A 23,423-nucleotide genomic window follows, 5' to 3' on the forward strand; every position below is an offset into this window, starting at 1 on the left:
AAGGGCATCCGCGAGATAACCCGCGACGAGTTCGACGCGCAGTCTGCCGTACAAGCCGAAGACGCGCGGGCCCACAGCCGACCTTCCGAGACGTCCGGATCGAGAACGACCCGTACAGCAGGCCAGGCTCACGCCGTCGATCCGCTTCCCTGGCTTACCCGCCACGGCAGTGTCCGCATCTATGCCAGGACCTCACCTGTGGGGGTTGCGCGACCTGGTGCTGCCCGTTCGGTCTCCTGTGCTCTCGTCAGTATCTCCTGTAGCCCTTGATCGACATCAAGGCGCTCCCTGATTGCTTCGTCCATCTCAGCGCACAGGTTGGCCAGTTCAGATAGCTGCATGGTGCCTCCTACAGACAGGGGTCTACAGGTAAGAGGGTGTCCGCACCGAAAGCGTGAACTCGATAGCGAAGTTTTTCGCCACCTTGCTCCAGACCCAGAACCAGTGGCTCGGTGACTCACACACCGGTGAAGGCCACTAGCAACACGAGTCCGCACAGGTCAGCACCCAGATGTCAGCTATCAGGCCACTTGGTGAACGTCATAGACTCAGCCAAAGTCAGGAACCGATCCGGCGACTCCCACAGGTGTGTCGCACCGCTGTAGATCGGTCGCCATCGAAGCGACGCTTCCCCTTGAGAGACCTGATCCAGTGCCTGCCTCCTCACCACCCGATGATCACCCAGATCTGCCGCCCCTGTCCGCTAAAGATCAACGTGACCTGGAGTTGCTGCTCACTGGACGCAGCCCGCGCCGCGAACGGCTGGACGACGTCGAACCCGTTGCCTGCATGGCGGCCATCGCCACCGCGATCGTCATCGGCATGTGTGTGTTCTTCATCCGCGGTGGCATGACTCATCAACTGTTCTGGCCGATAGCAGTCCCCGCTGCTACCTGCGCCGCAGTCACCTGGCACAGCTCGGCCTGGCTCCTTTGGGGCAATCGTCTGCGTCTGCCGCGCCCAGGCGGGCGGATGGTTGTCACGCCTGCCGACCGGCGCACGATCAACGTGGCAGCGGCACTGGTGGGGGTCGATGTCGTGGCGGTGCTGGCCTCGACGATCGCAATGCTGTGGATCGGCATCGCCGATGGTGGTCAAGCTCTCGTCCGTGCAGTGACCTATCCGACAGTGGCTGGAGGGATGAACCTCTTCATGGCCCTGTTCCTGCTGGAGGTGCAGATCCAGCCTTGGCGCCCGGTAGATAGCTGCCAACGCATTGACTACCAGCAGGCCCGTTTGCTGCGCTGGCTGGTCACCTCCCCTGCTATGCAACGGCTCAGTTGCATCCTCTTTGGCCGTACCACCGGGCGCTGACTATGGCGTCCTGTTGATCACTATGTTCTTCCAACATCTCGCGCTCGGGCTCACCACACATCTGAACTGACCAGGTGGGGTGGGGTGACGATGCAGGGAAGCGGAGCAGCCGACCGCGCGCAACCGGCTCCGCAGTTTTCCCCTGCCGCACGCCCGGGTCATGAGTCAGTCGATCAGCAGCGGCACGGTGTCGCGCACCAGTCGTTTGGCGCAGGCATCCAGGCCACTGGAGGTGAACACGATCGCCGCCCGCAGAAGATCCTCCTCGTCCCTGGCCAGCCGACCGCGCGCGTCCTTTCCCTTCTCCGACTGCTTGGCGTCGCGGATCTGACCAAGCCCGTCGAAGACACCCTGCACCGACCCATGAGCGGCCGTCAGGAACCGCCACGCCGGATTGATCGCCTTTCCCCGCGGCTTGGCCGGGAGTGCGCTGAGCTCGATGGAGGTGTATCCGTTGCCGCCCATTCCGCCAGTTCCGCAACCGTTTCTCCGCGCTGCACGCCGATCTTGATCAACAAGTAGATCATTACCCGCTGATCTCATTGGTGATCATGGCGGCGCGAGAGCCGTCAGCCGCCGGTGACCAGGTCTTCTCCCAGAGCACGAGCCTTGAGACGGTGCCGCCCCGGCGGTACGGATTCCGGAGCCTGGCAGACCACGGCCGTCCGCGCCTGGTCGTTCGTCCGCGCGCTCGTTCCTCGCGCTGCGGGCGCTCCACCACGGCGCTTGCCGTCCGTGGCCCGCCCTGACGGCTCCTCCGTCCCGCCGGGCGGACACCAGAGACCTCACGGAGGCCGTCATGCACCCTGCCCTGCACCGAAACCGGCCGTGCGTGCCTGGGGCTGCGCCGTGCTGATCCCCTCCATCAAGCTCACCTTCGACCTCAATCAGGCCGTCGCACTGGCCAGGGAGTCCCTCGAAGACACCGATCGCGTCACCAAGCTCTATCCCAACCTGGCCGACGCGGCGTCGCTGCGCCCGGCGCTGCTGTTCCACAAAGGCGAGGGCGTGTTCCTCATCTCGTCCGCCGACGCCATCGGCAGCCGGCCCCTGTTCGCCGACGGTTTCGATGCCTACCACGACAACTGGCGACCACGCTGGGCCGAGCACGGCCTGCCGGAAGGGCCTTCCGCCCACCGTATCGACCTTCTCGCCGGGGGGCTTTTCACCCACCTGCGGGAAGCCGCGGCCGATCGGCACGTTCTGCTGTGCATCACCTACACCGAGGGCTTCGCGCCCCGCGTCACCCATCCCCACGCCGGGCCCGGCACCGACGCCTACGTCAGCGGCTGCTGCCCGCCCTCCTGACCCATTCGCCGCCGCCGGGCTCCCCAGGGCCTCCAGGTCCAAGGGCCGGTCCGGTTGCCTCACCTTCCCATCCCGAAAGTGATTCTTCTTTGGATCAGGTCATCATCGACGCGCCGTCGTCGGTCACAACGTCGTATCTCGTCGCCACTCATTTCCACGTCGGCCACCCGCAGCTGCTGATCATTCCGCGGCTGCGTGAGCTCCTGGCCGATGAGCACCCGTTGGCCGAGACCGCGTTGGAGCTGCTGCGGTCGGACTCGTGCACGCTCACCCAGCTGGAGGTGGCCTCCTCCGGGCGGCGCGAAGACCTCCAGGACGTTCTCGGCGAGCAGCCGGCGTTGCGTGCGATCCAGGCCGCCCGCTACCACCAGGTCCTCACCGTGGAGGCAGCGGTGGCGGCGCTCCCCAAGGTCGCTCAGGCCATGCGGCTGATCGCCCGCACCCTCGCGTTCGTCACGGGCGGGGTGTTCGTGGACCTTGCGGGTCGGATCGTGCTCGCCGACCGGCATCCGGCGTTGGAGCCGTCGGCGTTCACCGTGTCGGCCTGCTGGGTGACCATCGTCATCAACCACGGCCACGACCCCGACAGCCTTTCCGCGCAGACGTGGGGGCTGAGCCGGTTCGGGCTGCCCGAGCTGGGCACCTCCGGGTTCGGGCAGCCGTCGACGCTGACCGCGTTCAACCTGCTGGCCGGGATCTCCACCCACCTGCTGGACGGCCAATGGGCCTACCTCGCCTCCCGCGGAACCGGCCCCACCAGGGCGCTGCCCAGCCGTCTGGACCTCGACGTCGCCTGGGTCTACCGCTTCTACGACCTGCCGCCGGCGACCGCGGGAACCCTGCCGCTTCAGCTGCGGCCCGTCTCCTCCACGCCGGCCGACGGCCTTCATGTCCTGCCGGCCGGAGGCACCGACGCGGATCTCGCCCGCTGGTGGCGGACCCAGGTATCCGCAGTCATCCCCGATCTCCATCCGAAATCTGGAAGGAACCTGCGTTGATCCACAATGATCGGCCCGACCGTCCGCTGTCTGCCGACGACCTCGACTATCCCACGGACAAAGCCCATTCCCGCGCCGTCCTTCCGGATGGTCCAGGCGACGAGAGCGATGCGCACGGTCCGGCCCCTTACGAAGAGATTCGTATCACGACGACGTTCGGCCAGCACAGATTCGGCCGTGCCCTTGCCCGCGCCGCCGTCCGGTCGGGTCTGAGCGTGGAGTACTTCCACAACGGCCAGTGGTCGCTCCGCACTCACCTGCTGCGGGTGACCGGGCCTCGCGCGAAGACGTTCTGCGTAGCCGTCATGCAGATCGCGGCCAGGATCGGAAAGGCCCGGTGACCCGATCACCTGCGAACACCACAGCGCCGTTCGAGCCCTTCACTGGCACCGTGAAGGAGTTCACCCGAGCCCTGCACGAACACAACCTCAGCTGCCAAACCTGCGCTCCGTCCGGCTTGCCCAGCACCGATGACGGCCCGCTGTGCCCGAGCGGCCGCACGTTGCGCCGCAGCCTGGCCTACGCCCGAGGACGCGAGGCGAACATGACCGGAGCGTACCTGGACAGGTGAAACCAACTGATTCACCGCTAGACGGCCCGGCCATTCGGACCGATAGCGTCATGCCCGACGGCCGACTGCTGCCCACCGATCTGATCGGCGGGTTCTTCCGCGTCCACTTCAACCTGCGGACCCATGTATGGAGCGTGTCCGCTGTCGCCGGGCTGGCACGAGGCCGGGTGGTCGCAAACGTGGACGACATCACCCTCGCCCGTGCCCGGATGATCGTCTCCGAGGCCGGGCTGCGCCGGGTCAAAGAGAAAGGTCACCGTGCGGTCCACGCTTGGGTGTGCGGCACGGTGACAGCCGTCAACACCCGACCCGATCTCACCGGCCTGACCAAGGTCTCCTACAACCCCCGCCCGAAGGACGAGGGCTTCGACCCCTTCTTCCGGGTGGTGGCGGCGTCCGGCCTCGGGCCGACGGTCACCGAGGCCGACTGGCTCCTGCTGGCCAAACCCTCCCCTGACGCTCCCAAGGGCTATGCCTGGCTCCGCCGACCCGTGCCCCAACTACCGAAGGCGTCTTCCCATGCTTGATCGCTACGACGTCCGCCCGGCGCTTGAGCACCTGTGGCAGCTCCTGGCCGACCAGGTGATCGGCGAAATCGAGCTGGGCCCGTTCGGCTGGCTCTGGCTCGGCCGACCCGCACCCAACCTCGACAACCTGCTCCTGCGCCCGGTTCCCGCCCGCCCCGAGGTGATCGAGCTGGTCAATCCCACGGCGCAGCGGTGGATCGAGGCCACCGAGCTGTTCATCGCCCCCGCCCGCGTTCTGTCCCCGCTCGGCGTGATCACCGGCGGGACCGCTGTTTCCGCGACCGGGCCCGTGCTCGGTCTGGAGTGCTGGTCCCGCCGTCTGGACATCCGCACCAGCATCACCGCGCCCCTGCACGGCTCCCCCGTCTCCGGCCTCGGTGAGCGCGCCTACAGCACCGCAGGCCGGCCCCCGCACTGGGTCCAGCTCGTCCTGCAACCCCACTGTCCTTTCACCGACCGCTCTCAGCCCTGACCCAGATCGAAGGCCGCGAACCAAGAGCCCGAATCTCCGCATCTCCCCCGAAAGATCGCTATGCCGACCCCGTATCGCCTGTTCATGTTCACCGCCGATCCCCGCGTCCGCGCGCTCGGCGAAGCAGCCGCCGCCGAGCTCCGCGCCCCCTACGCCGTCACCTGCGACCCCGCCGCACTCGCCCGCGCCCTGACCTTCTCCACCGTCCCGGTCTTCATCGGCGACGACCTCATGGCCCAAGCGCTCGACGTCGCCCGCTCCATCGACCAAGCCGTCCTCAACCGCCGCCCCGCCCACCGGACCGCGATCAGCGCTCGTCTTCCCGGCCTGCTGGACGCTGGCCTCCACGTGGCGCTCGGCTTCAACCAAGCCGTCGATGTTCGCGTCGATGCCTAGGCCGTGCCCGACCCGGCCCAGGTCACCCGGCTCACCGGCTGGCTTCGCGACCAGCTCCCCGACCTGTTCGACCCCGCCCAGCTTCCCGGCGCCTACCCCTACAGCTACGGCGTGCCCAGCCCCGAGGGTGACTGGCGCTACCTCCTGGACACTGACTCGATCAGCTACGGGGCCGGGCTCTGGCCTTTCTACCGATCCACCGATACCGGACAGCATCCGGCCGGCGTCCGCTTGTCCCCGGGCACCGAGCTCTACGCCTGGGCCAACGAGCACATCTTCCTCGGACCGAGCTTTTGGAGCGGCGACATCGCCGAAGCGACCCTCCACCTCTACTGCGGATACGACGGTGCCCAGCACTGGGGTCACGACGGCAAGATCCGGCTCCTGCTCGCCCAGCACACAGCCGAAATCCACCCCGAGATCCCCGAGACGCTACGCGAACAGGCCCAGGACAAGGCCGACAAGCTCCTCGCCTCGATCATCACCCATCGCGTCGCCCGCGACAGCGGTGCCGCCGAGCCGCTGACCGCCCGGCGGCATTTCCGCCCTGACGCCCCTTGAACTTCCCACCTCGCCCGGTCAGCGGTCGGCGTTTCAGCAGCCCGGCGCTACACCCCTGCCACCCATTCCTCAGTTGCTTTCTCATCCCAGAGAAAGAAGGATCATGACTCCTGGCCGTCGCGACGTTTTCTCCGCTCAGCCGCCTAGCTTGCTTGATCCGGCGATCGTGAACCGCCGCTCAGCGACCGGGGCGGCCTTCGCGGTCGTCGGCGGGCTCGACGATGACCTGTTCGGCCCCGCCCCCCGGGACGAATGCCAAAGGTGGATCACCGAGTCCGCGGATGTGCGGCAGATGCTCGCCCAGCTCCCCGTCCCGGCACCCCGCACCAAGGGCGTCACCGCCCCGGGCCACCACCAGGACGACGTGGTCGAGTTCGTCCGGCTCGGCATGACCTTCAGTCTGGAGTTCGCGGTGCAGGTCACCCGAGAGGAGACCTTCGCGCGGTGCCTGCTGCACATGGCGTACGGGTCGATGCGGCCTGTGCACACGATCGGTCTGCTCCTGCCGTTCTTCCGCCAGGCTGCCCACGTCGAGATCGGCCGCCTGGTGGAACCGTTCGTCACCATGCACTTCGCCATCGCTACGCCCGACCGGCAGCGGGTGTGCGCTGAACTGGTCGAGGCCGCGTGGCGTTCCAAGGCCGACATCGTCGGCGTCCGGCACCTGACCCCCTTGGGATCACGAACCGACCGCTACACCTACCTGAGGCGCGGATCCACCAGCGTCGGGGATGCCCCGATCACCGTCCGGATGAAGTGGGACGGCTGACCTTCATCCTTCCTCACCGGCCGACGCGGGAAGGGAGCGGCGGCTGACCCGCTTCACTCCCTTCCCTCGGTCGCCGCTCCGAGGAGTCGGCTTGGGAGCCTGGCAGGCATCGGCCGCAGCCCAAGGTCGTTCGTCCGCGCCCTCGTCCCTCGCGCTGCAGGCGCTCCACCTTGCGGCTGACCTGGCCGCCGCCCGCCCGAGCGGCTTCTCGCCGACACCCGGCAATCGAGCCAACCGCAGGAGGGCACCCATGGGAGTCATCACCACCGGCAGCCACGATCACTCCGACGCCGCATCCATCATCATCGCGCTGCCCAAGCTCGACAAGCAGTTCACCAGCCCCCACATCCTGGTCTACGGCGGCGCACACGGCGCTGAAACCACGGCGGCCAAGGCCGCGACGAGCCTCAGCTGACAGGTCGAGGCCCACCAGATCAACTGGCAGGCCCCTTGCGTCCACCAATGCAGGCACGGCGGCCAGCGGCACAACCACAACGGCAACTACTGGCCCGGCTGTCAGCCTCCGCCACAACCAGAACATGGCCGACCTCGACGGCGATCTCCTCTTGGCCCCCTTCAAAACCGGCGTCACCAACTGCGGCATCACCGACATGGTTCAGCGCGCCGGCACCCCCGTCGAGATCTACTGGGACTGACCGCCTCTGGGCTTCCTAGACTGCCTGAGGAGCCCTTCTTTCTACCTGGCCACAATCTAGTTCTCCGCTTCCAAGGAGCCGCGAAGGCCGCCCGGGAGATCGCATGGCGGTTCCTGCCCCAGCTCTACGCCCGGCTCTGGGAGCACAGCGACTTCAAGCAGAGGTTTCTCCAAGCGCGGACCCACCGCATCGCCATGCAGCGCCCAGCGCGGGACATCCTCGGCGAGGATGATCTGTCCTCGTAGTTCTGGCGCCATACGACCGACGAGCAGCAACCCATCGCCGTCGTCGGGGCCCGCAACCACTACAACGACATCCACACCAAGATCACCTTCAACCACGCTGAATTCGGCCACGCGCATGACTATGAGCAGGTCGACTGCCTGACGTGTTAGGCCCGTCCACCGGCGAGCTGCTCCAGCTCACCACGGCACTCGACACGATCCTCAAGGCTCGGCCCATGGCCTGGGACACGAGCGCGGCCAGCCGAACCGGCTGACCTCCTTCGTCGATCAACCACTCGTGAGCGCGGCCCGTCACCCTCACCGCTCGCTCCCGTCATCCCCCGGCGTTCCTCTGCGCCTGATCCTGGCCTCTCTTAGTCTGGCCGGGTGAACAGCGCGCCCGACGACCTGGCTGAGGCTCTCGCCGTCGCCGCACGCAGACTCGCCATCACGGCGGAGAATCACCTGCTGTCCCGGCAGGTTCCCGGTATCACGCGGTCGCTGGTCGAGGTGGTCGGTGAGCTGGAAGCACTGCTGTCGAGCGCTCAGTTCCACAACGCCTTGTCCGGCGATCGGCAAGAAGCAGACCGGCAAGCGGCTCTGGAAGGTTTGGCGCTGGCGCAGCGCGCTCTCGTCCGCTTGTCCCTGTGAGCTAGCGTCCAGCCTCAGCAAAGGGGCGAGCCCGCCGCGACGGGGCACGCGGCGGGCTCAAGGAGCGCCACCGACGGGGCTTCGGCGGCATCGGCCTGGCCGGAGCCTCGTCATGCTGTGGTGGCGTGCACGAAACCCCGACGAGAGGAGTATCTGACGTTCGCGGCGTTCCCGCCAGAGGTCTGCCATCAATGGTTCCGTCACGCTTCCGGCACGTGAGTGATGGCGATCCCGCCGATTTCTCCGAGATGCCCGTTGCCCTGGCCGCCACGGTGAAGCTCGCATGATTGGTTGACCTGCCCTGAGGTTGGGTGACCGGTTGGCGGCCGGTGGGGTCTTGGCTCGTAGCTTCGCGGACGCGCTCCTGCACGCAACCGGACTCGCTACGCTCCCCCGGTGTGCGCTCCGTCGCTGGCGCCCGCGCGCGGCCTCGCTTCAAGACCACCACTGGAGGCCGCCATGTCCGACTCGTATCCATCCGCGCTGCTTCGGCACCGCAAGCTCGCCCTTCGCCAGGCTCTGCTGATCGCAGGGGTCGCCTGCGCCTTGCACGCGGTGTCTCTGTCCATCGAGCTGCCGTCGGGATCCGGCGCTGCGCGCCTCATCGCGATCACCGTTTCGGCGGTCAACGCGGCGTTCTTCCTGTGGGCGGCCTGGTACGACCGTCACGGTCGGCCCCACGTCTGGTTCTCCAAGCTCGCGCGGGCCGCGTTCTTCCTGCTGCCGATCGTCACCATGATCGCCGGAGGCGTCGCCACCCAACGCACCGGCGGCCACGTAATCAGTGACGTGGTGTTCTTCCTGGTCCTCCTGGTGGGCGCCGTCATCGCTCTCACCGCAAAGCGGCAGCCCGGCAAGTGATCCAGGGGAGCCGCAGCGTCAGCTGCAGCTCCCCTTCTCCCGCCGCCTTCTCTTCCACCAGGAGACACCGCGTCATGCCCCTGTTCGCTGTCGTTGCCGTCGCGGACTCAGATCCGGTGATCAGCCGGTGGGCTTCGTCATCGAGGCCGAGCACTACCACCGGATGCCTGAGACCGGAACGACACTGACCGAGACCACCAGGACCCCGCACGTCCACACCCACCAGGTCGTCGACCACCTGATCGAAGTCATGGGGGAGCGCGGCGACCGGTTCTCCGGCATGGAGACTGGGAGCTGGAGACCTGCCGTGCCTGGCTGACCGACGCCCTCGACCGATCCGGCGAGATCGGCGATCTGCACATCGGCGGCCGGGAGGGGGTCAACTTCTCCGTTTGGACGAAGCTTTGATCTTCCGCCGTTCCCACCACGCCTAACGCCCGAGGCGTCCGCTGAGTCCTTCAGTGGACGCCTCTTGCTGATCGGAGCCCCGAATGATCGACTGCGATCACTGCCGAACCATGGCCGAACTCGGTCTCCCCGGCCACGACGTCCAGATGGCGTTGCGGATCCGCGGTGAGGCCATCGAGTGCGACCCCGAGCGCTACGACGAGGTCCACCAGGTCCTGTCCGCCGCCTACGCCGCGCTGACCGACCATGAGGATCTCAACGGCACCTACTGGTCCCAGGTCTACTGGGTCCGCCGCACTCACATGCACTGGCATCGCGACCACGGCACCGAATGCCGTCTCGGCCGGCTGCTGCGCGAACAGAATGCCGCGTGATGAGCGTCTGGGACTACGCGGTCAAGCCCGGCGAACTGGTGTTCATCGACTGCTTTTCAGGGCTCGTGCCCGGCCAAGCCATCGGCCGGGTCCGGGAGGGAACGTTCGAGCAGATCGCGGTCAAGGTCACCGCGACCACCCGCGCCTACCGCAAGGGCGAGGTCACTTGGGCGGGCAAGAACTGGGTCGTCCACCGCAGCGCCGTGTCCGTCCGCAACGGCCACTACCGGATCCGCAACCACCACTACGACTGGTCCGCGCTACCCGTCCTTTGACTCTGGAACGTGGATCTGTGGCGGTCGGGATGCCGGTGCCTCCCGCGCGTGGTCTTGGGCTCGCAGCCTGGCGGGCACGGCCGTCCGCGCAACCGGGCTCTCGCTCCGCTCGCCTGGCCAGCGCCACAGATCTTTCCTCCTGCGTCGGAAACATCTTGGCACCGACCGGGACACCCGGTGTGCACTCCCTGCCGCAACGCCCGCCCACGGCCTCGCCCTCAAGCCCACGCCGAACCGGGAGGCCACCCATGTACACCAGCGACTCCGCGCAGATCCCCGTCCATGTCTTCCACAACCTGACCTACCCGTCCTCCCGCCCCTACTTCAGCGGGTATCTGTCCGGCGACCCCGCCGTCCACGTGTTCACCACCACCGCGCCCCGGGGCAGCGACCACTTGGAGGTGTGCAAGGACATGTACCGGCTACTCAACGTGGGCGACGACCCGGAGTTCGGCACGCCCGACCCGCGCGCCATCCACTACCGGGACCAGGGACACCGGAGCCTGTCGTTGTCCGATCTGGTGTGCGTGGACGGCTCCTGGTACTCCTGCGAGTCGTCTGGGTTCAGCAAGGCCGAGCCGCCGCGCGTCATCGAGGAACCCGCAGATGAGCCGGAGCCGGTCGCCGCGCCCGTCTTCCGTTCGGGCCGGCTGGCAGCCTTTCCGTTGACCGAGCCGATGCTCGGGCGCAAGACCTTTGGCGGTGACGGCCCGATCCGGATCCGCGCGAAGGGCCGGAGAATGCTGTCGCTGCGGCGGCGCGCGATCCGGCTGAGCAAGCGACGTGAACGCTCCGAGTGGAAGAGCGAGCCGCACGATCTGGACCTTTGGTAGCGCCAGAAACCGCGCCCGGCCTCGCCGACATCTGGCGAGGCCGGGGTTCCTTCTGCGGCAGGAACCGCGCCTCGACCTGTGTTAAGGGCCCGATGACCCTCTACGATCCCGTTACCGTCCCCAGGAGGAATCTCGTTGCCCGAGCCGATCCTTCCGCCATCCTCCCGCTCTCGTAAGAGGCTCCCCGCCCCGCTGGTCGTGGTCTGCGCGACGCTCGGCGTCTTGTGGACTGGGTTGTCGATCGCGCTGCTCGTCGCCGGGACGGGGTACTCCGGCGCGCTGCACGTCGCCAACGTGACGACCAACCTCACCGGCGGGCTGCTGCTGTGCGCGACGGCGTGGCTCGGAACCCGGCCGCGGCCGGCCGCCGCGCTGTCCGGTCGTGCCCTGGCCGCCGCCATCACGATCTGCTCCATCCCCGCCGCCGCCATCGTCGAGGGCATCCTGGGCCGCCGCGCGGAGGTGACCACCTCGGCGCCGTTCGACGTCCTGGTTTCGGTCGCCGCCGGGGTGGCCGCCGCTGCCGTCGTCCGGTCCCGGCCGGCCGACAGCTGACCAGGCCCTGGCCACCGCCCGCCCGTCGGGACGGTGGCCGTCGCGCGGCCGGGCCCGGCCGCGCGCCGTAACAGGGGTACCGGGGCCAAGGCCCGCCCGGACAGGAAGATGGTCCGGGCGGGCCTTCGCCGAATCGTCCGCCCCGCTCGCTACGGTGAAACCATGGACGCAGCCCTCCCCCGCCCCCTCGCTGTCCCGGCCGTGAGCCGAGCCGTCACCGGCGAGCCCGAGCTGGCCGTGGGCTCGCCGTGCGCTGGGGTGATCCGGAACGTGGAGCGCTCCGACGGCAGCGGGCTGGCGATCATCCAGCCGTGCAGCTGCGCGGTCTGAGCCCGGTTTCCCCGCGCGCCGCGCGTTTCTGCCGCTACCGGGGCCTACCGCCGCCGGTGTCTGGGCGCAGGGTCTGGTGATCCTGGTGAAGTGCCCGGCTCCGAACGGTCGCGGGCGTGCGGTGCGGCCGTCCGTCCCCCCGTGCTGAGCCGAGCACTCACCGGGACATCCTCAACAGTAGCGATCTGGCCGGGAACCGGGGACTGAATCGTAAGGTCCTCGAAGCGGGAGGCCCGTTGCGATGAACAGTCGCGGCGGGGTCCACTGCTACGGGTCGGGCAGGCGGTCGCCGCACGGCGAGGGGGCGGGAAGGTCTTGCCAGCCCGCACGCCGGCAGACGTCAGGGCGCCTGCCGCCCGTCTGGGTCGTCTATCCGCTGATGCGTTGTTGACGGACTCCCGTTCCGTGATCGGCTGCGGAACGCGCCGGACGTCTGACCGTCGGGCAGGACGCCCGAGGGCTACCTTCTGGCCGTCTCGATTCTCCGGGGCCCTGCGTGCCGATGGGCAGCAGGGCGTTCCTCACATCGGCGGCTGAGGTCTGCGACGTCCCGGCGGCCGCTGCCGGTCTGCGGTTTGCCAGGACCGCTGTCGAGGCGGGCGTTGCGCGCGGCTGCCGGTCGGTGGCCGTGGTGTTGGACTGGCATGGCGTCGGGCGCAGCAAGGGTTCTCCCTGCTTTCGATGTTTCGGCGTCTAGGTCCGCCTGTGCTGGTGGATCTGTCGCACCCTGACCCGGCCCTGCAGTCTCGCCGCACTGGCCGACCCGTCAACCGGGCTTTCGCAAGCTCAACCCCGACCTTTCAAGATCTTTCTCCTTCGTCGAAACATCTTGACGGCCGGGGCCGCCCGGTGTGACGACCCGGCAGGCGTGCGACGTGGACGCCTGCGTGCCGGGACGGGGCAGACAGCCCCAGGCCGCCAGCACGGCGGCCCAATCCACCCGGCGAACCATCGGAGGTTCCCCATGCTGCACACCGACTTCATGACCGAGGTCATCGGCCACATCGACCGCGACATCCGCAAGCTCGAACTCCGCGACGGCATCGGCGCCTCCTTCACCGTCAAGACCAACCGCGACTACGTCGACGAGTACGGCATCCCCCACTCCAAGAACATGTGGATCCCCTGCGTCACCTTCGACACCGCATGGGCCGACTACATCCTCTCGACCTTCCACAAGGGCAGCTTCGTCCAGGTCATCTGCCGGGAGGTCAGCGTCAACGCACCCCGCCAGGCCAAGAACGGCAAGTACTACAACTCCTTCGACTTCGTCATCGACGAGATCTTCAACGCCCGCGAGCTCAACCAGGAGGCCATCGACGAATCCGCCGAGGTCCTCGCCGGCGTCACCGCCTCCTAGCCCCGCCCGCCGGGGCGGCCCACCGGCCGCCCCGGCACGTTTGTTCCCAACCGCCCCGGCCCGCGACGGGCCGGGGCGCCGCCGTCCCCAACGGTCTCCGTCTGCGAAGGGTCGCCATGTATGCCGTTCACGCCTCCACTCCCGAAGAAGCTGTCGCCCTGGCGCCGTATCTGCTGGGCTACCAGCAGCATGGCGCGCTCGGCACCGGCAGCGGCCCGAAGGCCGCCGTCGCTGCTGTGGCCAGCTCATGCCGGGGCGTCGACTCCCGCCTGGAGCGCCCCGCCGGGATGGTCAGGCACGTCGTGGGCGAGGACCTCATGTGGATGATCGCCGAGACCGAGCGAGCCCAAGCCGAGCTCATCACCGCGGGATGGCGTCGCTGGCGCAGGCGCAGTCAGCGGTCAGGGCTGGCGTTGGAGCTCATCGCCTCATCACGCAGGCTCACCGACCGAGAAGCAGCGCGTCTGTCCGTCGTCCTCGCCCACCTGTGCGACCGCGGCGAGGCGCTCGCCCTCCTGCCCGAGACCGAGACCGATCACCGGTTGGAGCTGTGGGCTGATCTCACCCGGCGCGCCATCGGCCGCTACGCCGCAGGCCCGGCGGTGCTCCTCGCCATGACCGCCCTGCTGCACGGGGACCGCAGCACCGCCGCCACCGCCCTGGAGCGGTGCCAGGACACCGGCCACCGCCACACCCTCATCCCGGTGTGGGGAGAACTCCTCCCGATCGCGTGGAGACTCCTCAACCAACGCGCCGATCCCGAGGACGTCCGCCGTGTGCTCTTTGAAGACCACGGCGGTCAAGACGGCGAGCGGTAACCGGATCGCCCCGGCGGCGATGTCCGCCGGGGTGGTCTGGGCCATGGCCGGGCACGCATCGTCTCCCGGGGTCGGGCTCCCACCCGTTCTTCCTTCACCTTGAGCGCAGCAGACCCGCCCCCACCGCGCAACCTGCCTGACGGTCACCGGGCAAGCGCGGGCCGGCGCGGGTTCCGGGGTTCCAAGATCTTTCTCACTTCGTTCCGAAACATCTTGGAACCCCTGGCGTGGAAGTTGCGCGGTGGGGGCGGGCCCGCTGGGGCTGGGTGCAGGAAGACCGCATGGGAGCCCTCAAGCTCCCTCCTCTCGAACGGAGCCCGACCATGACCCAGCCCGCACGCATCCGTGAAAGCCTCTCCATGCCGATCCGGCTGGGGGACCTGCTGGCCCCCTACCTGGAGGCCGGTCACGATCACGAGATGGCGCGGGCACTGGTCGATGCCGACGCCGCGCTGCTGGAGCTGCCCGAGGAGCTCGCCGCCCGCTGGGGCGACGACCTGATCGAGGCGGTCACCGCGCAGGCCGAGCCGGAGGAGCTCACCGCCCTCTGGTGAGCCGGGCGGGCGGGGGCCGGTGCCCCCGCCCGCTTCCGCGCGCTCCGCCGCCTACCCCACGGCCGTCGGCCAGGTGGCCGACACCTCCGCGCTCCCGCCCATCGGCTTCGCGGGCTCACTGTCTCTTCCTTCACCCGTCACCTCGCCGGTGCCGGGTCGTTCGGCGTGTTCGCCCGTGCTCGCGTCTCCCTGCCCCGTTCCAGCCGTCGTCTGCCCGGGGGCGGGCTCTATCTCCCGGTCGTTGGCCAGGGCCCGGACCGCCGCCACGCTCAGCCCGCACAGCTCCGCGATCTCGGCGTTCGTCTGCTCCAGGCCCCGCAGCGCGCGCACGCCCCTGGCCGCCTGCACCTCGTGCAGCCTCGCCTTCTCCTCCGCGTCGGCGATGATCCTCTCCGCCTTTATCCGGGCGTCGTCGCGGACCCTCGCCGCTCCGGTCGAGCCTTCGAAGAAGTCGGCCAGTGCCGCTTCGATCTTCTCCTCACGCAGGCGCCGTTCTTGGTCCCGCGCCGCTTTCGCTTCCCTGGCGGCCCGAAGCGCCGCCGCCCTGCTTCGTGTCGTGGACTGTGCCATACAACCCCATCTACTCCGTAGAGAATTCCTGTGCACTTAATTTACACTCACAAGAATGAGGGTCGTCAAGGCGCTGCCCGTCCGGGCCAGCCACACCACGCAGCGCGTCAGCGCACGTGCGTTCTCACACGCCCTCATCCGCCCCGTCGCGCTCTGCGCGACGTCCTGCGGTCAGGCGTCCGGGACTTCCTGCTGTTCATCAGCCGTACCGGCAGGTCTGCTGTCTTCCAGCTTCAAGCCGACAAGACACCTCTTGCACTTCCGGCCGGTGCGGGACGGGTCGCCCCGCATCCGGGCCGTCGGGCTCGCAACCGGGCGTGCGTTCCAGGGACGTCACAGCGGCACCGACGAGGCCGTTCGGCGGTCGGGGGCACGCAGTTCGGAGCTCTGTTTCCGGCCGTCCGCGAGCATTTCCACAGGCCGGTTCAGCTGCTCGGAGTGCGCTTCGGTGAGGCTGTTCAGGGCCGGGTGGTGCCCATGATGACCATCCATAAAATCACCGCAGGTGACGGCTACACCTACCTCACGCGGCAGGTCGCCGGCGGGGACGTGGCGAGGGAACGAGGTCAGGACGCCACGGCCTACTACACCGCGAAGGGGAATCCGGCCGGCTGGTGGATGGGCCAGGGCATCGACGAGCTCAACCTGGACGGCCAGGTGGTGACCGAGGAGCAGATGCGGGCCCTGTACGGGCTGGGCATGCACCCCGAAGCCGACCGGCTCGTCGCCGACTACCTGGACGAGCACCTCAAGGCCGGGATGACCGACGCCCAGCGCTCCAAGCTCCAGACCGCGGCGATCCGGCACGCCACCCTCGGCCGCCGGTTCCCCGAGTACGCGCCGCTGGCCAAGTTCGCCAACCGCGTGGACGAGCGGCTGCGCGCGATCGAGGAGGAGATCGGGCGGGCGCCGACCTCGACCGACGTCAAGCGCATCCAGGCCGAGGAGTCCCGGCGCGTAAGGACGGCTGTGGCCGGTTTCGACGTCGTGTTCGCGCCGGTCAAGTCCGCGGCCCTGCTGTGGGCGTTGGACCCGCGTGGCGAGGTCCGCCTGGCCGTCCGCGACGCCCACGAGGCGGCCCGTGACGCCGCGATGGCGATGCTGGAGCAGCACGCCGCGCTCACCCGCACCGGCAGGGGCGGGCTCGCCCAGATCGAGACCCGCGGGCTGGTCGCCGCCGTCTTCGAGCACCGCGACAGCCGCGCCGGTGACCCGAATCTCCACACCCACGTCGCGATCTCGTCCAAGATCCAGGGCATCGATGGCAAATGGCGGTCGCTGGACGCCCGCGCTCTCTACCGCGCCACGGTGGCGGTCAGCGAGTTCTATAACACCCGGTTCGAGACCGAGCTGACCTCCCGGCTGCCGCTGCGGTTCACCACCCGCGCCGACACGCGGGACGGCAAGGAGCCGATCCGGGAGATCGCCGGGATCCCCCTGTCGTGGATCGAGCACTTCAGCAGCCGCCGAACCGAGATCGAGGCCCGCTACGAGCAGCTGCTGCGCGAGTTCCGGCGCGAGCACGGCTACGACCCGAACATCAAGATCTGCCACCAGCTCGCCCGTCAGGCCAACCTCGACACCCGCGAGGGCAAGAAGGCCGCGCGCTCGCTGGAGGAGATGCGCACCGACTGGGAGCACTCCTTCACCACCGCGTTCGGAAAAAACGCGGTCGAGGAGCTGTTCAAGGTCGTCGACGACACCAAGCTCACGACCTTCACCCAGCGGCTCAAGGAGACCGCCGGCCGCGTCCTTGGTATCGCCGCGGCCCCCGAGCCGCAGCAGGAACAGGAGTTTCAGTGGCGGACGCTGCCCGACTACGCCGATCTCGTCGTCGGCCGCGTCGGCATGGAACGCTCCACCTGGACGGTGTGGAACCTGCGTGCCGAAGCCGAGCGGATCGCCCGCCAGGAGCTGGAACTGACCTCGCCCGCCCAGCACGAACAGATGGTGAACGAGCTCGTCGCCCTGACCCTCTCCCCTGACCGGGTGGTGCGCGTCGACCAGCCGTCCGTGGTGCCCGAGCCCGCCTCGCTACGCCGCTCGGACGGCACCTCGGTGTTCGTCGAGCACGCCGGCGCCCGGTTCACCAGCCGTGCCGTTCTGGACGCCGAAGACCGCCTGGTCGCCGCCGCCCGCACCGCTACCGCAGTCGGGTTGGCCGGCCCTCAGGTGACCACCGCGCTGGAGGGGTTCGACGCCCAGCTTGCTCCGCTGGGGCTGCGGTTGGACGCCGGGCAGCGGCAGCTGGTCACCACGTTCGCGACCGACAACCGGCTGATCGTCGTCGGCCTCGGACCGGCGGGCGCCGGGAAGACCACCGCGATGCGCGCCTACGCGCACGTCACCGCCCAAGCCGGTCAGCGGATCCTGCCGCTGGCGACCTCCGCCGCGGCCGCCGAAGTCCTCGGCCGGGAGCTGGGCATGAAGGCCGACAACCTCCACAAAATGATCACCGAATACACCTCCGGCCGGTACGCGACCGAGCTCAACGCCGGGCAGCGGGTGCCGGTCTGGGCGCGCATGTACGCCCTCAGCCCTGGAGATGTGATCCTGCTGGACGAGGCGGGGATGGCGGGCAGCTACATGCTCGACCAGCTCGTCAAGATCGCCCGGCGGCGCGGCGCGGTCATCCGACTGCTCGGCGACCACCGGCAGCTCGGCGCGGTCGAATCCGGCGGCGCGCTGCGGCTGATCGCCCACGAGACCGGAGCCGTGGAGCTGTCCACCCTCTACCGGTTCACCAATCCAGATGAAGCAGACGCCACGCTGAAAGTCCGGGTCGGGGACTCCTCGGGCCTGGACTTCTACTTCGCCGATGGCCGTGTTCGCGCCGGTTCGAAGACCGCGATGGTCGAGGCCGCCTACGACGGGTGGAAGGCCGACATGCTCGCCGGCAAGACCACCATGATGGCCGCCGCGACCAACGCCAACGTGGTCGATCTGTCCGCCCAAGCTCGCCGCGACCGTGTCGAGGCCGGCCAGGTCGAAGCCGACGGCGTCGCCCTGCACGACGGGAACATCGCCGGGAAGGGCGACTGGATCGTCACCCGCCACAACGATCGCAAGCTCCGCACCGGCCGCGGGGACTGGGTGAAGAACGGCGACGCCTGGACCGTCATCCGGCGCCACGACGACGGCTCGCTCACGGTCAAGCACATGACCCACCGCGGCACGATCACGTTGCCCGCCGACTACGTCGGCAAGGAAGTCGAGCTGCTGTACGCGAGCACGACCAACCGGGAGCAGGGATCGACCGTCGACACCGCGCACCCGCTGATCACCCCGGACATGGTTCGCGAGAACTTCTACGTCATCTCCACCCGCGCTCGCGAGCGCACCACCCTCTACATCGTCACCCATGAACTCCTGGCCTTCGACCCCGACGACCGGCTCGACCGGGTCCGCCACGACGCCCGCCAGTACGCCGCCCGCGAGATCCTGGAGAACATCCTGTCCCGCGAAGGCAACGAGTTGTCGGCCACCGAAAGCCTCCGCCAGGCCGCCGACGACGCGGTCTCCCTCGCCACCCTCGCCCCTCGCCACGACTACGGCAGCGAGCTGATCGCCACCGACTTCTACACCGACCTGGCCCGCCAGACGCTGCCGCGCCCGCTCGCCGACGCCCTCACCGGCTGTGAGAGCTGGCCCCAGGCCGTCGCCGCCCTCACCGCCGCCGAACACGCGGGGTGGCCAGCGGTGCACCTGCTCAACCGGGTCGCCCGGGACGGTGAACTCCTCACCACCCAAACCCCGGGACAACTTCTGGCGTGGAGGATCAACGACTTCATCACCGACCGGCCGGCGCCCGCACCGCTGGCCCGGCCGACCGCCGACGACACCCGCCGCTACGCCGACCTGCTCTCCGGGCTGCCCGGAGCGTCCGGCCTCGACCCCGCCGCCGCGGCCAAGGCACCCGCGATCCTGGGCGGCGCCGGTGCGCCGTCCCGCGCCGGCTTCACCTCCTCCGACGATCTCGCCGACTTCGCCCACGCCGCCGCCGACGCGCTGCGTCTGCCCACCGAGCAGGTCACCGGGCACCGGGCCTGGCCCCACCTGGCGGCGAGCCTGGCCGCCGCGCACCGCAGCGGCCGCAGCATCCCCGAACTCCTCGGTCCCCTCGCCACCCAGACGCTCAGCCCTTCCGCCGCCACCGACCCCGGCGCTGTTCCCGATCGGGTGACGGTCCTGTCCAGGAACGTGCGCCGGCTACTCCGCGCCGACCCTGCTACCGGCCCGATCACAATGCCCCACCAGCTCAAGCACACCGTCACCGCGACCGCCGCGCTCGGCCACGACACCACGCACCAGCTCCGATCCGAGCCCGCCTGGGCAGCACTGGACGCGGCGCTCCGCCGCGCCGAACGCTCCGGCCACGACCCGATCACCATGCTCAAGACCGTCGCGCAAGCCCGCGAATACCAGACCGCAGAACGCCCCGCGCAGGCGCTGGCGTGGCGCCTCAACCGGTACCTGTCCACCCAGCCCGACCAGCCAACCGCCGCTCCTGGAACCGACTGGCGGCTCCTGGCCTGGACGATGAAGGGCCTGGAAGAACGAGGCGTCGACCTCACCCAGCTGCTGTCCGACGCCCAGCCGCGTACGCTGACCGACGCCATGGCCGCCGCGTGGCGCGTCGGAGTCGAACAGCGGTCCGCACACGATCTCGCGGCGGCCCCGTTGCCGTGGATCAGCCGCCACGACGTCTTCGCTGGCCGCGAGCACGAGCTGACGCCGTTCTTCCACGGCCTCGACACCGCCATCAGCGCGCGGGTCCGCTCCCTCACCGCCACCGTTCTCGACGGTCGGCCGGCCTGGTCGGTGCCTCTCGGCACCGCCCCCGAGAACGAAGCCCAGCGTGCCGAATGGGAGCGGCACGTCGCGATCGTCGCCGCCTACCGCGATCAGGCCAAGGTCGTCACCGACGACGCTCGCCAGATCCTCGGCCCCTACGCCGAAGCTGGGCGGCACGACCACACCGCCTACTGGCACGCCGTCGACTCCATCCTCACTGCCCGCCGCCTGGCGGGCTTCGCACCTGAGGAGCCGCAGAGCAGCGATGAGCGGGCCCGCGCCCAAGTCGCCACCGACCTGTATCTCGCGCTACCCGCCGACGAACGCGCCATTGTCCAAGATGCCGTGACCGAAAGGCGCGGCACCCTGTGGTTCGGCGGACGCATCGGCCTGGACGACACCTCCGTCATCCACCTCGCCAACACCCGCGACCTCCAAAACGTGCTCGCCGAACGCGGCCACCTCGACAGGCCCGAGCGCGAACACACCCAACGAACCGCCCAGCCGCCCGCGCAGCAGCCCGTCGAGGTCGAGACCGCTGACACCCGGCAGCGGGCCCGGCAAGCCACTGAGCGGACCGCGCGGATGGAGGCCGCCCGCCTCAACGACCTGCGCAGCAAGAACCGACGGGCGCGCCAGCAGCCGCAGCGCGTCCAGACCCAACGCACTCAGACCCAGCGCACTCAAGCCCAGCAGACGCAGACACCGCAGGCCACGCCGACGGTGCAGCCGCAATCGCAGCAAGAGCAGCGGCAGCAACGCCGGTTCAGGCACTGACCTGGCTGACCGCATGTCCTATAGCTACCAGCGGACCGGAACCTGCCGAACCTGCGACTGGACGAACAGCTACTTCTGCCAGAAGCGGCACCACGAGGACCACGACTTCATCCCGGCACCTTCTCCCACCCAGCCTGGTCCCGCCGCCGGGTCATGAACCCAGAGGCGGGCAGGTAGGCCGAGAGTCTCCAGTCCCTCGCTCACATACAGGGCCTCCGCTGCGCTACCTGCTGTGGCTTGAAAGACCTCACCTGTGGTCCGTGTCGCGCACCCTAGGTCATTGAGGCACATCAAAGCCGTCGGTCGTGACCGCGCTCGCAGTGATCCGGAGGCACCGCGAAGTATGCGGGAACCTGCATCGCGAGGCGACCGGGACTCCTCGAACCCGCCTTCGAACCGCCCAACCTCGACCGTGCCTGGCCGTCCGGCTGCGCCCGGCCGGATGCTGGAGCGACCTTCCGACGAACAGATCTCCGCGCTACGGACGGTCGACGTGACCGGCGTCTGCCAGCAGCAGGCCGCCGCTTGGGCCGAGGTGTCGCTGCCGGGGATGAAGATCGAGGGTCCAGCAGAGCCGAGCCGCTCTGGCCGCCGCGATCGACGCCTGCTGCCGAATCCGGAGTGACGCGCGGCAAGGTGACGGACATGGCTCCGTGCGCTGGGTCATGCGGCTGCTGAACGTCCGCAACGACCACCCGGAACGGGCCTGGTGGTTCTGCCGATCACCAATCGCGGGATCCGCGGGCCGCTTCACCGGCCGTCCGCTTGGCGCGGCGAGTATCACCCGAAACCACGATCGCAGGGTCTGGCGGACATCGAGTCCGTCCTTGGCAGAGGGCCTTGCCCTCCCGGGCGGACCCAGATTGCGCCGACCTGACGGGACGCAACCCGGCTCTCGCTGCGCTCGCCCCGGACAGGTCCAGAGATCTTTTCCCTACGGGAAAACATCTTGGCCCGGCCCAGACCGCCAGGCTGACGTCCCGTTGGCGGTCGACGCAGGTGTTCTCTCCGCCGGGAGGGCCGACCCTCTGCTCTCCCCAACGTCTGGAAAGGATCACACCGATGATTGCTTTTGTCCTGCACGTGCCGCTTCAGGCGGCTACGGGGCGGTGGGCCACATGACCGTCCAAGAATATCGGCTTTACGAAGTAAGTTGCGATTTTTGCGTCCAGATCCACGAAACCCAGACCACCTACGACACCGTCGAAAGCGCCCGCGCCGACGCCATCGCCGACGGGTGGGACGTCCACGACTCCAATGAGGCACGCTGTCCCCGGTGCAAGCGGGCCGAACACACCGATTCCGCCGCCACAGTCATAGTGAGCAGGCCGCAGTATGCCTGACCAGACCTTGCGCGACGAACACCAGCAGACTGCCCAGTCAGCCGCCGACACGATCGAGGCCGCGCTTCGGCGCTGGCGCGGTAACGGCGCCGGTAGCTCGGTGACTTCCTACGTCGCCCATTCGGTTGATCATCGGTGGGAGCGGCCCCGGATCGTGGTCGGTTTGAACGTCGATGAGGCCCTCGCGCTGGCCGCCATTCTCACCGCCCAGCTCCACCAACCCTGATCATCAAGGAGCAGCACTCTTGCCCGAACCCAGCACCGCCGAAAGCGCCGCCAGCTCACCCCAGCCAACCAGTCCTTCGCGCTGGATCGACATCGGCGCACCGATCGTCCGCAAGTACGGCACCCTCTGCATCGACGAAGCCATCCACGGACTGAGCTGGCTGCCCTTCTCCCCCACCACGTCCTCGCGCCTCGGCTTCTTCGACAAAACCGCGATCAAAACGCTGATCGTCGGGTTCAAGCTCCCCCAGGTGACCCACCTAGCCGCGCGGGTCACCGTCCCGCCCCTCTTCTCCTACCAGGACGAGATCGCGGTATTCGGCGTCGAAGCCCGCTACGCCAACGGCACCTGCCGGATCTACGCCGCCGACACCGGCGCCGACGTCATCGTCCTCGGCGACCGCTTCACCCCGAACCCCGAATGGAACGTTCCCCTCACCAAGGAGTCCCCAATGGAACTGTCTTACCTGCCTGAACTGCCCGCCGGCTGGGACTGGGGCGACCTCGGCGAGACCTTGATCTGCCCCTGCGACGACGCCCATGAGATCGAGCTCGACGGCCGCTGCCCGGTCGGCCACGTCTCGCCGCTGCGCGCGATGGGGCTGGTCTGATGCCCGGCTACCGCGTCACCATGGCGATCGAGGAGAACGCCAATGATCCACGCCAAGCCGCCGAAGAGGCCCGCAACGATCTCCAAGCGCTCGGCCCGCGCATCAACCGGTTCACCGTGACCGACCTGCACACAGGAGTGGAGACCCTCGTCCACTTCGACGGCCCGAGCCGGGCCGGGAGCACCCGTTCGACGGGCGGGCGCGGCAGGAGGGCCAGTGAATGGGCATCTGCCTCCGAAACGGTTCGCCGATCTGTACCCGGTCGGCACGACAATGGTCGCCAATGAG

At 68.8% G+C, this 23,423-nt stretch carries 30 protein-coding genes; 27 read left to right on the top strand and 3 right to left on the bottom strand.

Annotated elements, in window-relative coordinates; all coding sequences use genetic code 11:
- The first annotated feature begins 726 nt into the window (after positions 1–726).
- Positions 727–1,314, top strand: coding sequence for a hypothetical protein (locus AH6_RS25200; RefSeq protein WP_157431700.1), 588 nt, complete (start codon positions 727–729; stop codon positions 1,312–1,314).
- Positions 1,315–1,479: 165 nt separating this feature from the next.
- Here the strand turns inward: AH6_RS25200 and AH6_RS25205 are convergent, their stop codons facing one another.
- On the bottom strand, positions 1,480–1,779 hold the full coding sequence (locus AH6_RS25205; RefSeq protein WP_067484188.1) for a hypothetical protein: 300 nt from the start codon (positions 1,777–1,779) through the stop codon (positions 1,480–1,482).
- A gap of 384 nt (positions 1,780–2,163) precedes the next feature.
- Between AH6_RS25205 and AH6_RS25210 the strand changes: the two genes are divergently transcribed.
- The 9 genes from AH6_RS25210 to AH6_RS44045 all read left to right on the top strand — a co-directional run bounded on the left by AH6_RS25210 (position 2,164) and on the right by AH6_RS44045 (position 7,331).
- Positions 2,164–2,622, top strand: coding sequence for a hypothetical protein (locus AH6_RS25210; protein ID WP_157431701.1), 459 nt, complete (start codon positions 2,164–2,166; stop codon positions 2,620–2,622).
- 89 nt (positions 2,623–2,711) lie between these two features.
- Complete coding sequence (locus AH6_RS25215) at positions 2,712–3,620, top strand: hypothetical protein (RefSeq protein ID WP_067484192.1); 909 nt, start codon at positions 2,712–2,714, stop codon at positions 3,618–3,620.
- On the top strand, positions 3,617–3,961 hold the full coding sequence (locus AH6_RS25220) for a hypothetical protein (RefSeq protein WP_067484194.1): 345 nt from the start codon (positions 3,617–3,619) through the stop codon (positions 3,959–3,961). Before AH6_RS25215 ends, AH6_RS25220 begins: the two co-directional genes overlap by 4 nt.
- Before the next feature lie 280 nt (positions 3,962–4,241).
- Entirely contained in the window at positions 4,242–4,718 is a 477-nt protein-coding gene (locus tag AH6_RS25225) for a L5-gp82 domain-containing phage-derived protein (RefSeq protein WP_067484196.1), read from the top strand.
- The gene (locus tag AH6_RS25230; RefSeq protein WP_067484198.1) at positions 4,711–5,190 is read left to right on the top strand and encodes a hypothetical protein; all 480 of its coding nucleotides are present in this window, start codon (positions 4,711–4,713) and stop codon (positions 5,188–5,190) included. Before AH6_RS25225 ends, AH6_RS25230 begins: the two co-directional genes overlap by 8 nt.
- A gap of 60 nt (positions 5,191–5,250) precedes the next feature.
- Positions 5,251–5,586 (top strand): hypothetical protein, encoded by a 336-nt coding sequence (locus AH6_RS25235; protein WP_067484200.1) that lies wholly within the window; start codon positions 5,251–5,253, stop codon positions 5,584–5,586.
- A gap of 3 nt (positions 5,587–5,589) precedes the next feature.
- Entirely contained in the window at positions 5,590–6,147 is a 558-nt protein-coding gene (locus AH6_RS25240; RefSeq protein WP_067484202.1) for a hypothetical protein, read from the top strand.
- A 166-nt stretch (positions 6,148–6,313) separates the two neighbouring features.
- Entirely contained in the window at positions 6,314–6,916 is a 603-nt protein-coding gene (locus AH6_RS25245) for a hypothetical protein (protein ID WP_067484204.1), read from the top strand.
- Positions 6,917–7,166: 250 nt separating this feature from the next.
- Positions 7,167–7,331: a hypothetical protein gene (locus tag AH6_RS44045; protein ID WP_157431702.1), complete on the top strand. Its 165-nt coding sequence runs from the start codon at positions 7,167–7,169 to the stop codon at positions 7,329–7,331.
- A 297-nt stretch (positions 7,332–7,628) separates the two neighbouring features.
- Here the strand turns inward: AH6_RS44045 and AH6_RS44050 are convergent, their stop codons facing one another.
- On the bottom strand, positions 7,629–7,928 hold the full coding sequence (locus tag AH6_RS44050; protein ID WP_157431703.1) for a hypothetical protein: 300 nt from the start codon (positions 7,926–7,928) through the stop codon (positions 7,629–7,631).
- Between the two features lie 255 nt (positions 7,929–8,183).
- On the opposite strand from AH6_RS44050, the gene AH6_RS25250 reads away from it, so the two are divergent.
- From AH6_RS25250 to AH6_RS25300, 11 genes are all read left to right on the top strand, one after another.
- Complete coding sequence (locus AH6_RS25250) at positions 8,184–8,447, top strand: hypothetical protein (RefSeq protein WP_067484206.1); 264 nt, start codon at positions 8,184–8,186, stop codon at positions 8,445–8,447.
- Between the two features lie 459 nt (positions 8,448–8,906).
- The gene (locus tag AH6_RS25255) at positions 8,907–9,308 is read left to right on the top strand and encodes a hypothetical protein (protein ID WP_067484208.1); all 402 of its coding nucleotides are present in this window, start codon (positions 8,907–8,909) and stop codon (positions 9,306–9,308) included.
- A 127-nt stretch (positions 9,309–9,435) separates the two neighbouring features.
- Positions 9,436–9,627 carry a hypothetical protein gene (locus tag AH6_RS25260; RefSeq protein WP_067484210.1) on the top strand — a complete coding sequence of 64 codons (192 nt, stop codon included), beginning with the start codon at positions 9,436–9,438 and terminating at the stop codon, positions 9,625–9,627.
- Between the two features lie 199 nt (positions 9,628–9,826).
- A complete protein-coding gene (locus AH6_RS25265; protein WP_067484212.1) occupies positions 9,827–10,090 on the top strand; it encodes a hypothetical protein in 264 nt (87 codons plus the stop codon).
- Positions 10,090–10,365: a hypothetical protein gene (locus AH6_RS25270; protein WP_067484214.1), complete on the top strand. Its 276-nt coding sequence runs from the start codon at positions 10,090–10,092 to the stop codon at positions 10,363–10,365. The genes AH6_RS25265 and AH6_RS25270 overlap by 1 nt, the downstream gene beginning before the upstream one ends.
- Positions 10,366–10,613: 248 nt before the next feature.
- Positions 10,614–11,198, top strand: coding sequence for a hypothetical protein (locus AH6_RS25275; protein ID WP_067484216.1), 585 nt, complete (start codon positions 10,614–10,616; stop codon positions 11,196–11,198).
- A gap of 135 nt (positions 11,199–11,333) precedes the next feature.
- The gene (locus AH6_RS25280; RefSeq protein ID WP_157431704.1) at positions 11,334–11,753 is read left to right on the top strand and encodes a hypothetical protein; all 420 of its coding nucleotides are present in this window, start codon (positions 11,334–11,336) and stop codon (positions 11,751–11,753) included.
- A gap of 162 nt (positions 11,754–11,915) precedes the next feature.
- Positions 11,916–12,083 carry a hypothetical protein gene (locus AH6_RS25285; protein WP_157431705.1) on the top strand — a complete coding sequence of 56 codons (168 nt, stop codon included), beginning with the start codon at positions 11,916–11,918 and terminating at the stop codon, positions 12,081–12,083.
- A gap of 964 nt (positions 12,084–13,047) precedes the next feature.
- The gene (locus AH6_RS44780) at positions 13,048–13,443 is read left to right on the top strand and encodes a single-stranded DNA-binding protein (protein ID WP_067484228.1); all 396 of its coding nucleotides are present in this window, start codon (positions 13,048–13,050) and stop codon (positions 13,441–13,443) included.
- Between the two features lie 116 nt (positions 13,444–13,559).
- Positions 13,560–14,261, top strand: a complete 702-nt coding sequence (locus tag AH6_RS25295; RefSeq protein ID WP_067484230.1) for a DUF4192 family protein — start codon at positions 13,560–13,562, stop codon at positions 14,259–14,261.
- Between the two features lie 323 nt (positions 14,262–14,584).
- Positions 14,585–14,815, top strand: coding sequence for a hypothetical protein (locus tag AH6_RS25300; protein WP_157431706.1), 231 nt, complete (start codon positions 14,585–14,587; stop codon positions 14,813–14,815).
- A gap of 51 nt (positions 14,816–14,866) precedes the next feature.
- Here AH6_RS25300 and AH6_RS25305 read toward each other — a convergent pair whose 3' ends face one another.
- A complete protein-coding gene (locus AH6_RS25305; RefSeq protein ID WP_067484234.1) occupies positions 14,867–15,385 on the bottom strand; it encodes a hypothetical protein in 519 nt (172 codons plus the stop codon).
- Between the two features lie 477 nt (positions 15,386–15,862).
- Between AH6_RS25305 and mobF the strand changes: the two genes are divergently transcribed.
- The 6 genes from mobF to AH6_RS44060 all read left to right on the top strand — a co-directional run bounded on the left by mobF (position 15,863) and on the right by AH6_RS44060 (position 23,422).
- Complete coding sequence (gene mobF / locus AH6_RS25310) at positions 15,863–20,956, top strand: MobF family relaxase (protein ID WP_067484242.1); 5,094 nt, start codon at positions 15,863–15,865, stop codon at positions 20,954–20,956.
- Positions 20,957–21,398: 442 nt separating this feature from the next.
- The gene (locus AH6_RS44055) at positions 21,399–21,581 is read left to right on the top strand and encodes a hypothetical protein (protein WP_157431707.1); all 183 of its coding nucleotides are present in this window, start codon (positions 21,399–21,401) and stop codon (positions 21,579–21,581) included.
- 493 nt (positions 21,582–22,074) lie between these two features.
- On the top strand, positions 22,075–22,299 hold the full coding sequence (locus AH6_RS25315; RefSeq protein WP_067484245.1) for a hypothetical protein: 225 nt from the start codon (positions 22,075–22,077) through the stop codon (positions 22,297–22,299).
- A complete protein-coding gene (locus AH6_RS25320; protein ID WP_157431708.1) occupies positions 22,292–22,525 on the top strand; it encodes a hypothetical protein in 234 nt (77 codons plus the stop codon). Before AH6_RS25315 ends, AH6_RS25320 begins: the two co-directional genes overlap by 8 nt.
- Before the next feature lie 19 nt (positions 22,526–22,544).
- On the top strand, positions 22,545–23,135 hold the full coding sequence (locus AH6_RS25325; protein ID WP_067484248.1) for a hypothetical protein: 591 nt from the start codon (positions 22,545–22,547) through the stop codon (positions 23,133–23,135).
- Positions 23,136–23,155: 20 nt separating this feature from the next.
- Positions 23,156–23,422 carry a hypothetical protein gene (locus AH6_RS44060; RefSeq protein WP_157431709.1) on the top strand — a complete coding sequence of 89 codons (267 nt, stop codon included), beginning with the start codon at positions 23,156–23,158 and terminating at the stop codon, positions 23,420–23,422.
- Position 23,423 lies beyond the last annotated feature (1 nt).

Source organism: Actinomadura hibisca NBRC 15177 (assembly GCF_001552635.1).
In the GTDB taxonomy this organism is placed as follows: domain Bacteria; phylum Actinomycetota; class Actinomycetes; order Streptosporangiales; family Streptosporangiaceae; genus Spirillospora; species Spirillospora hibisca.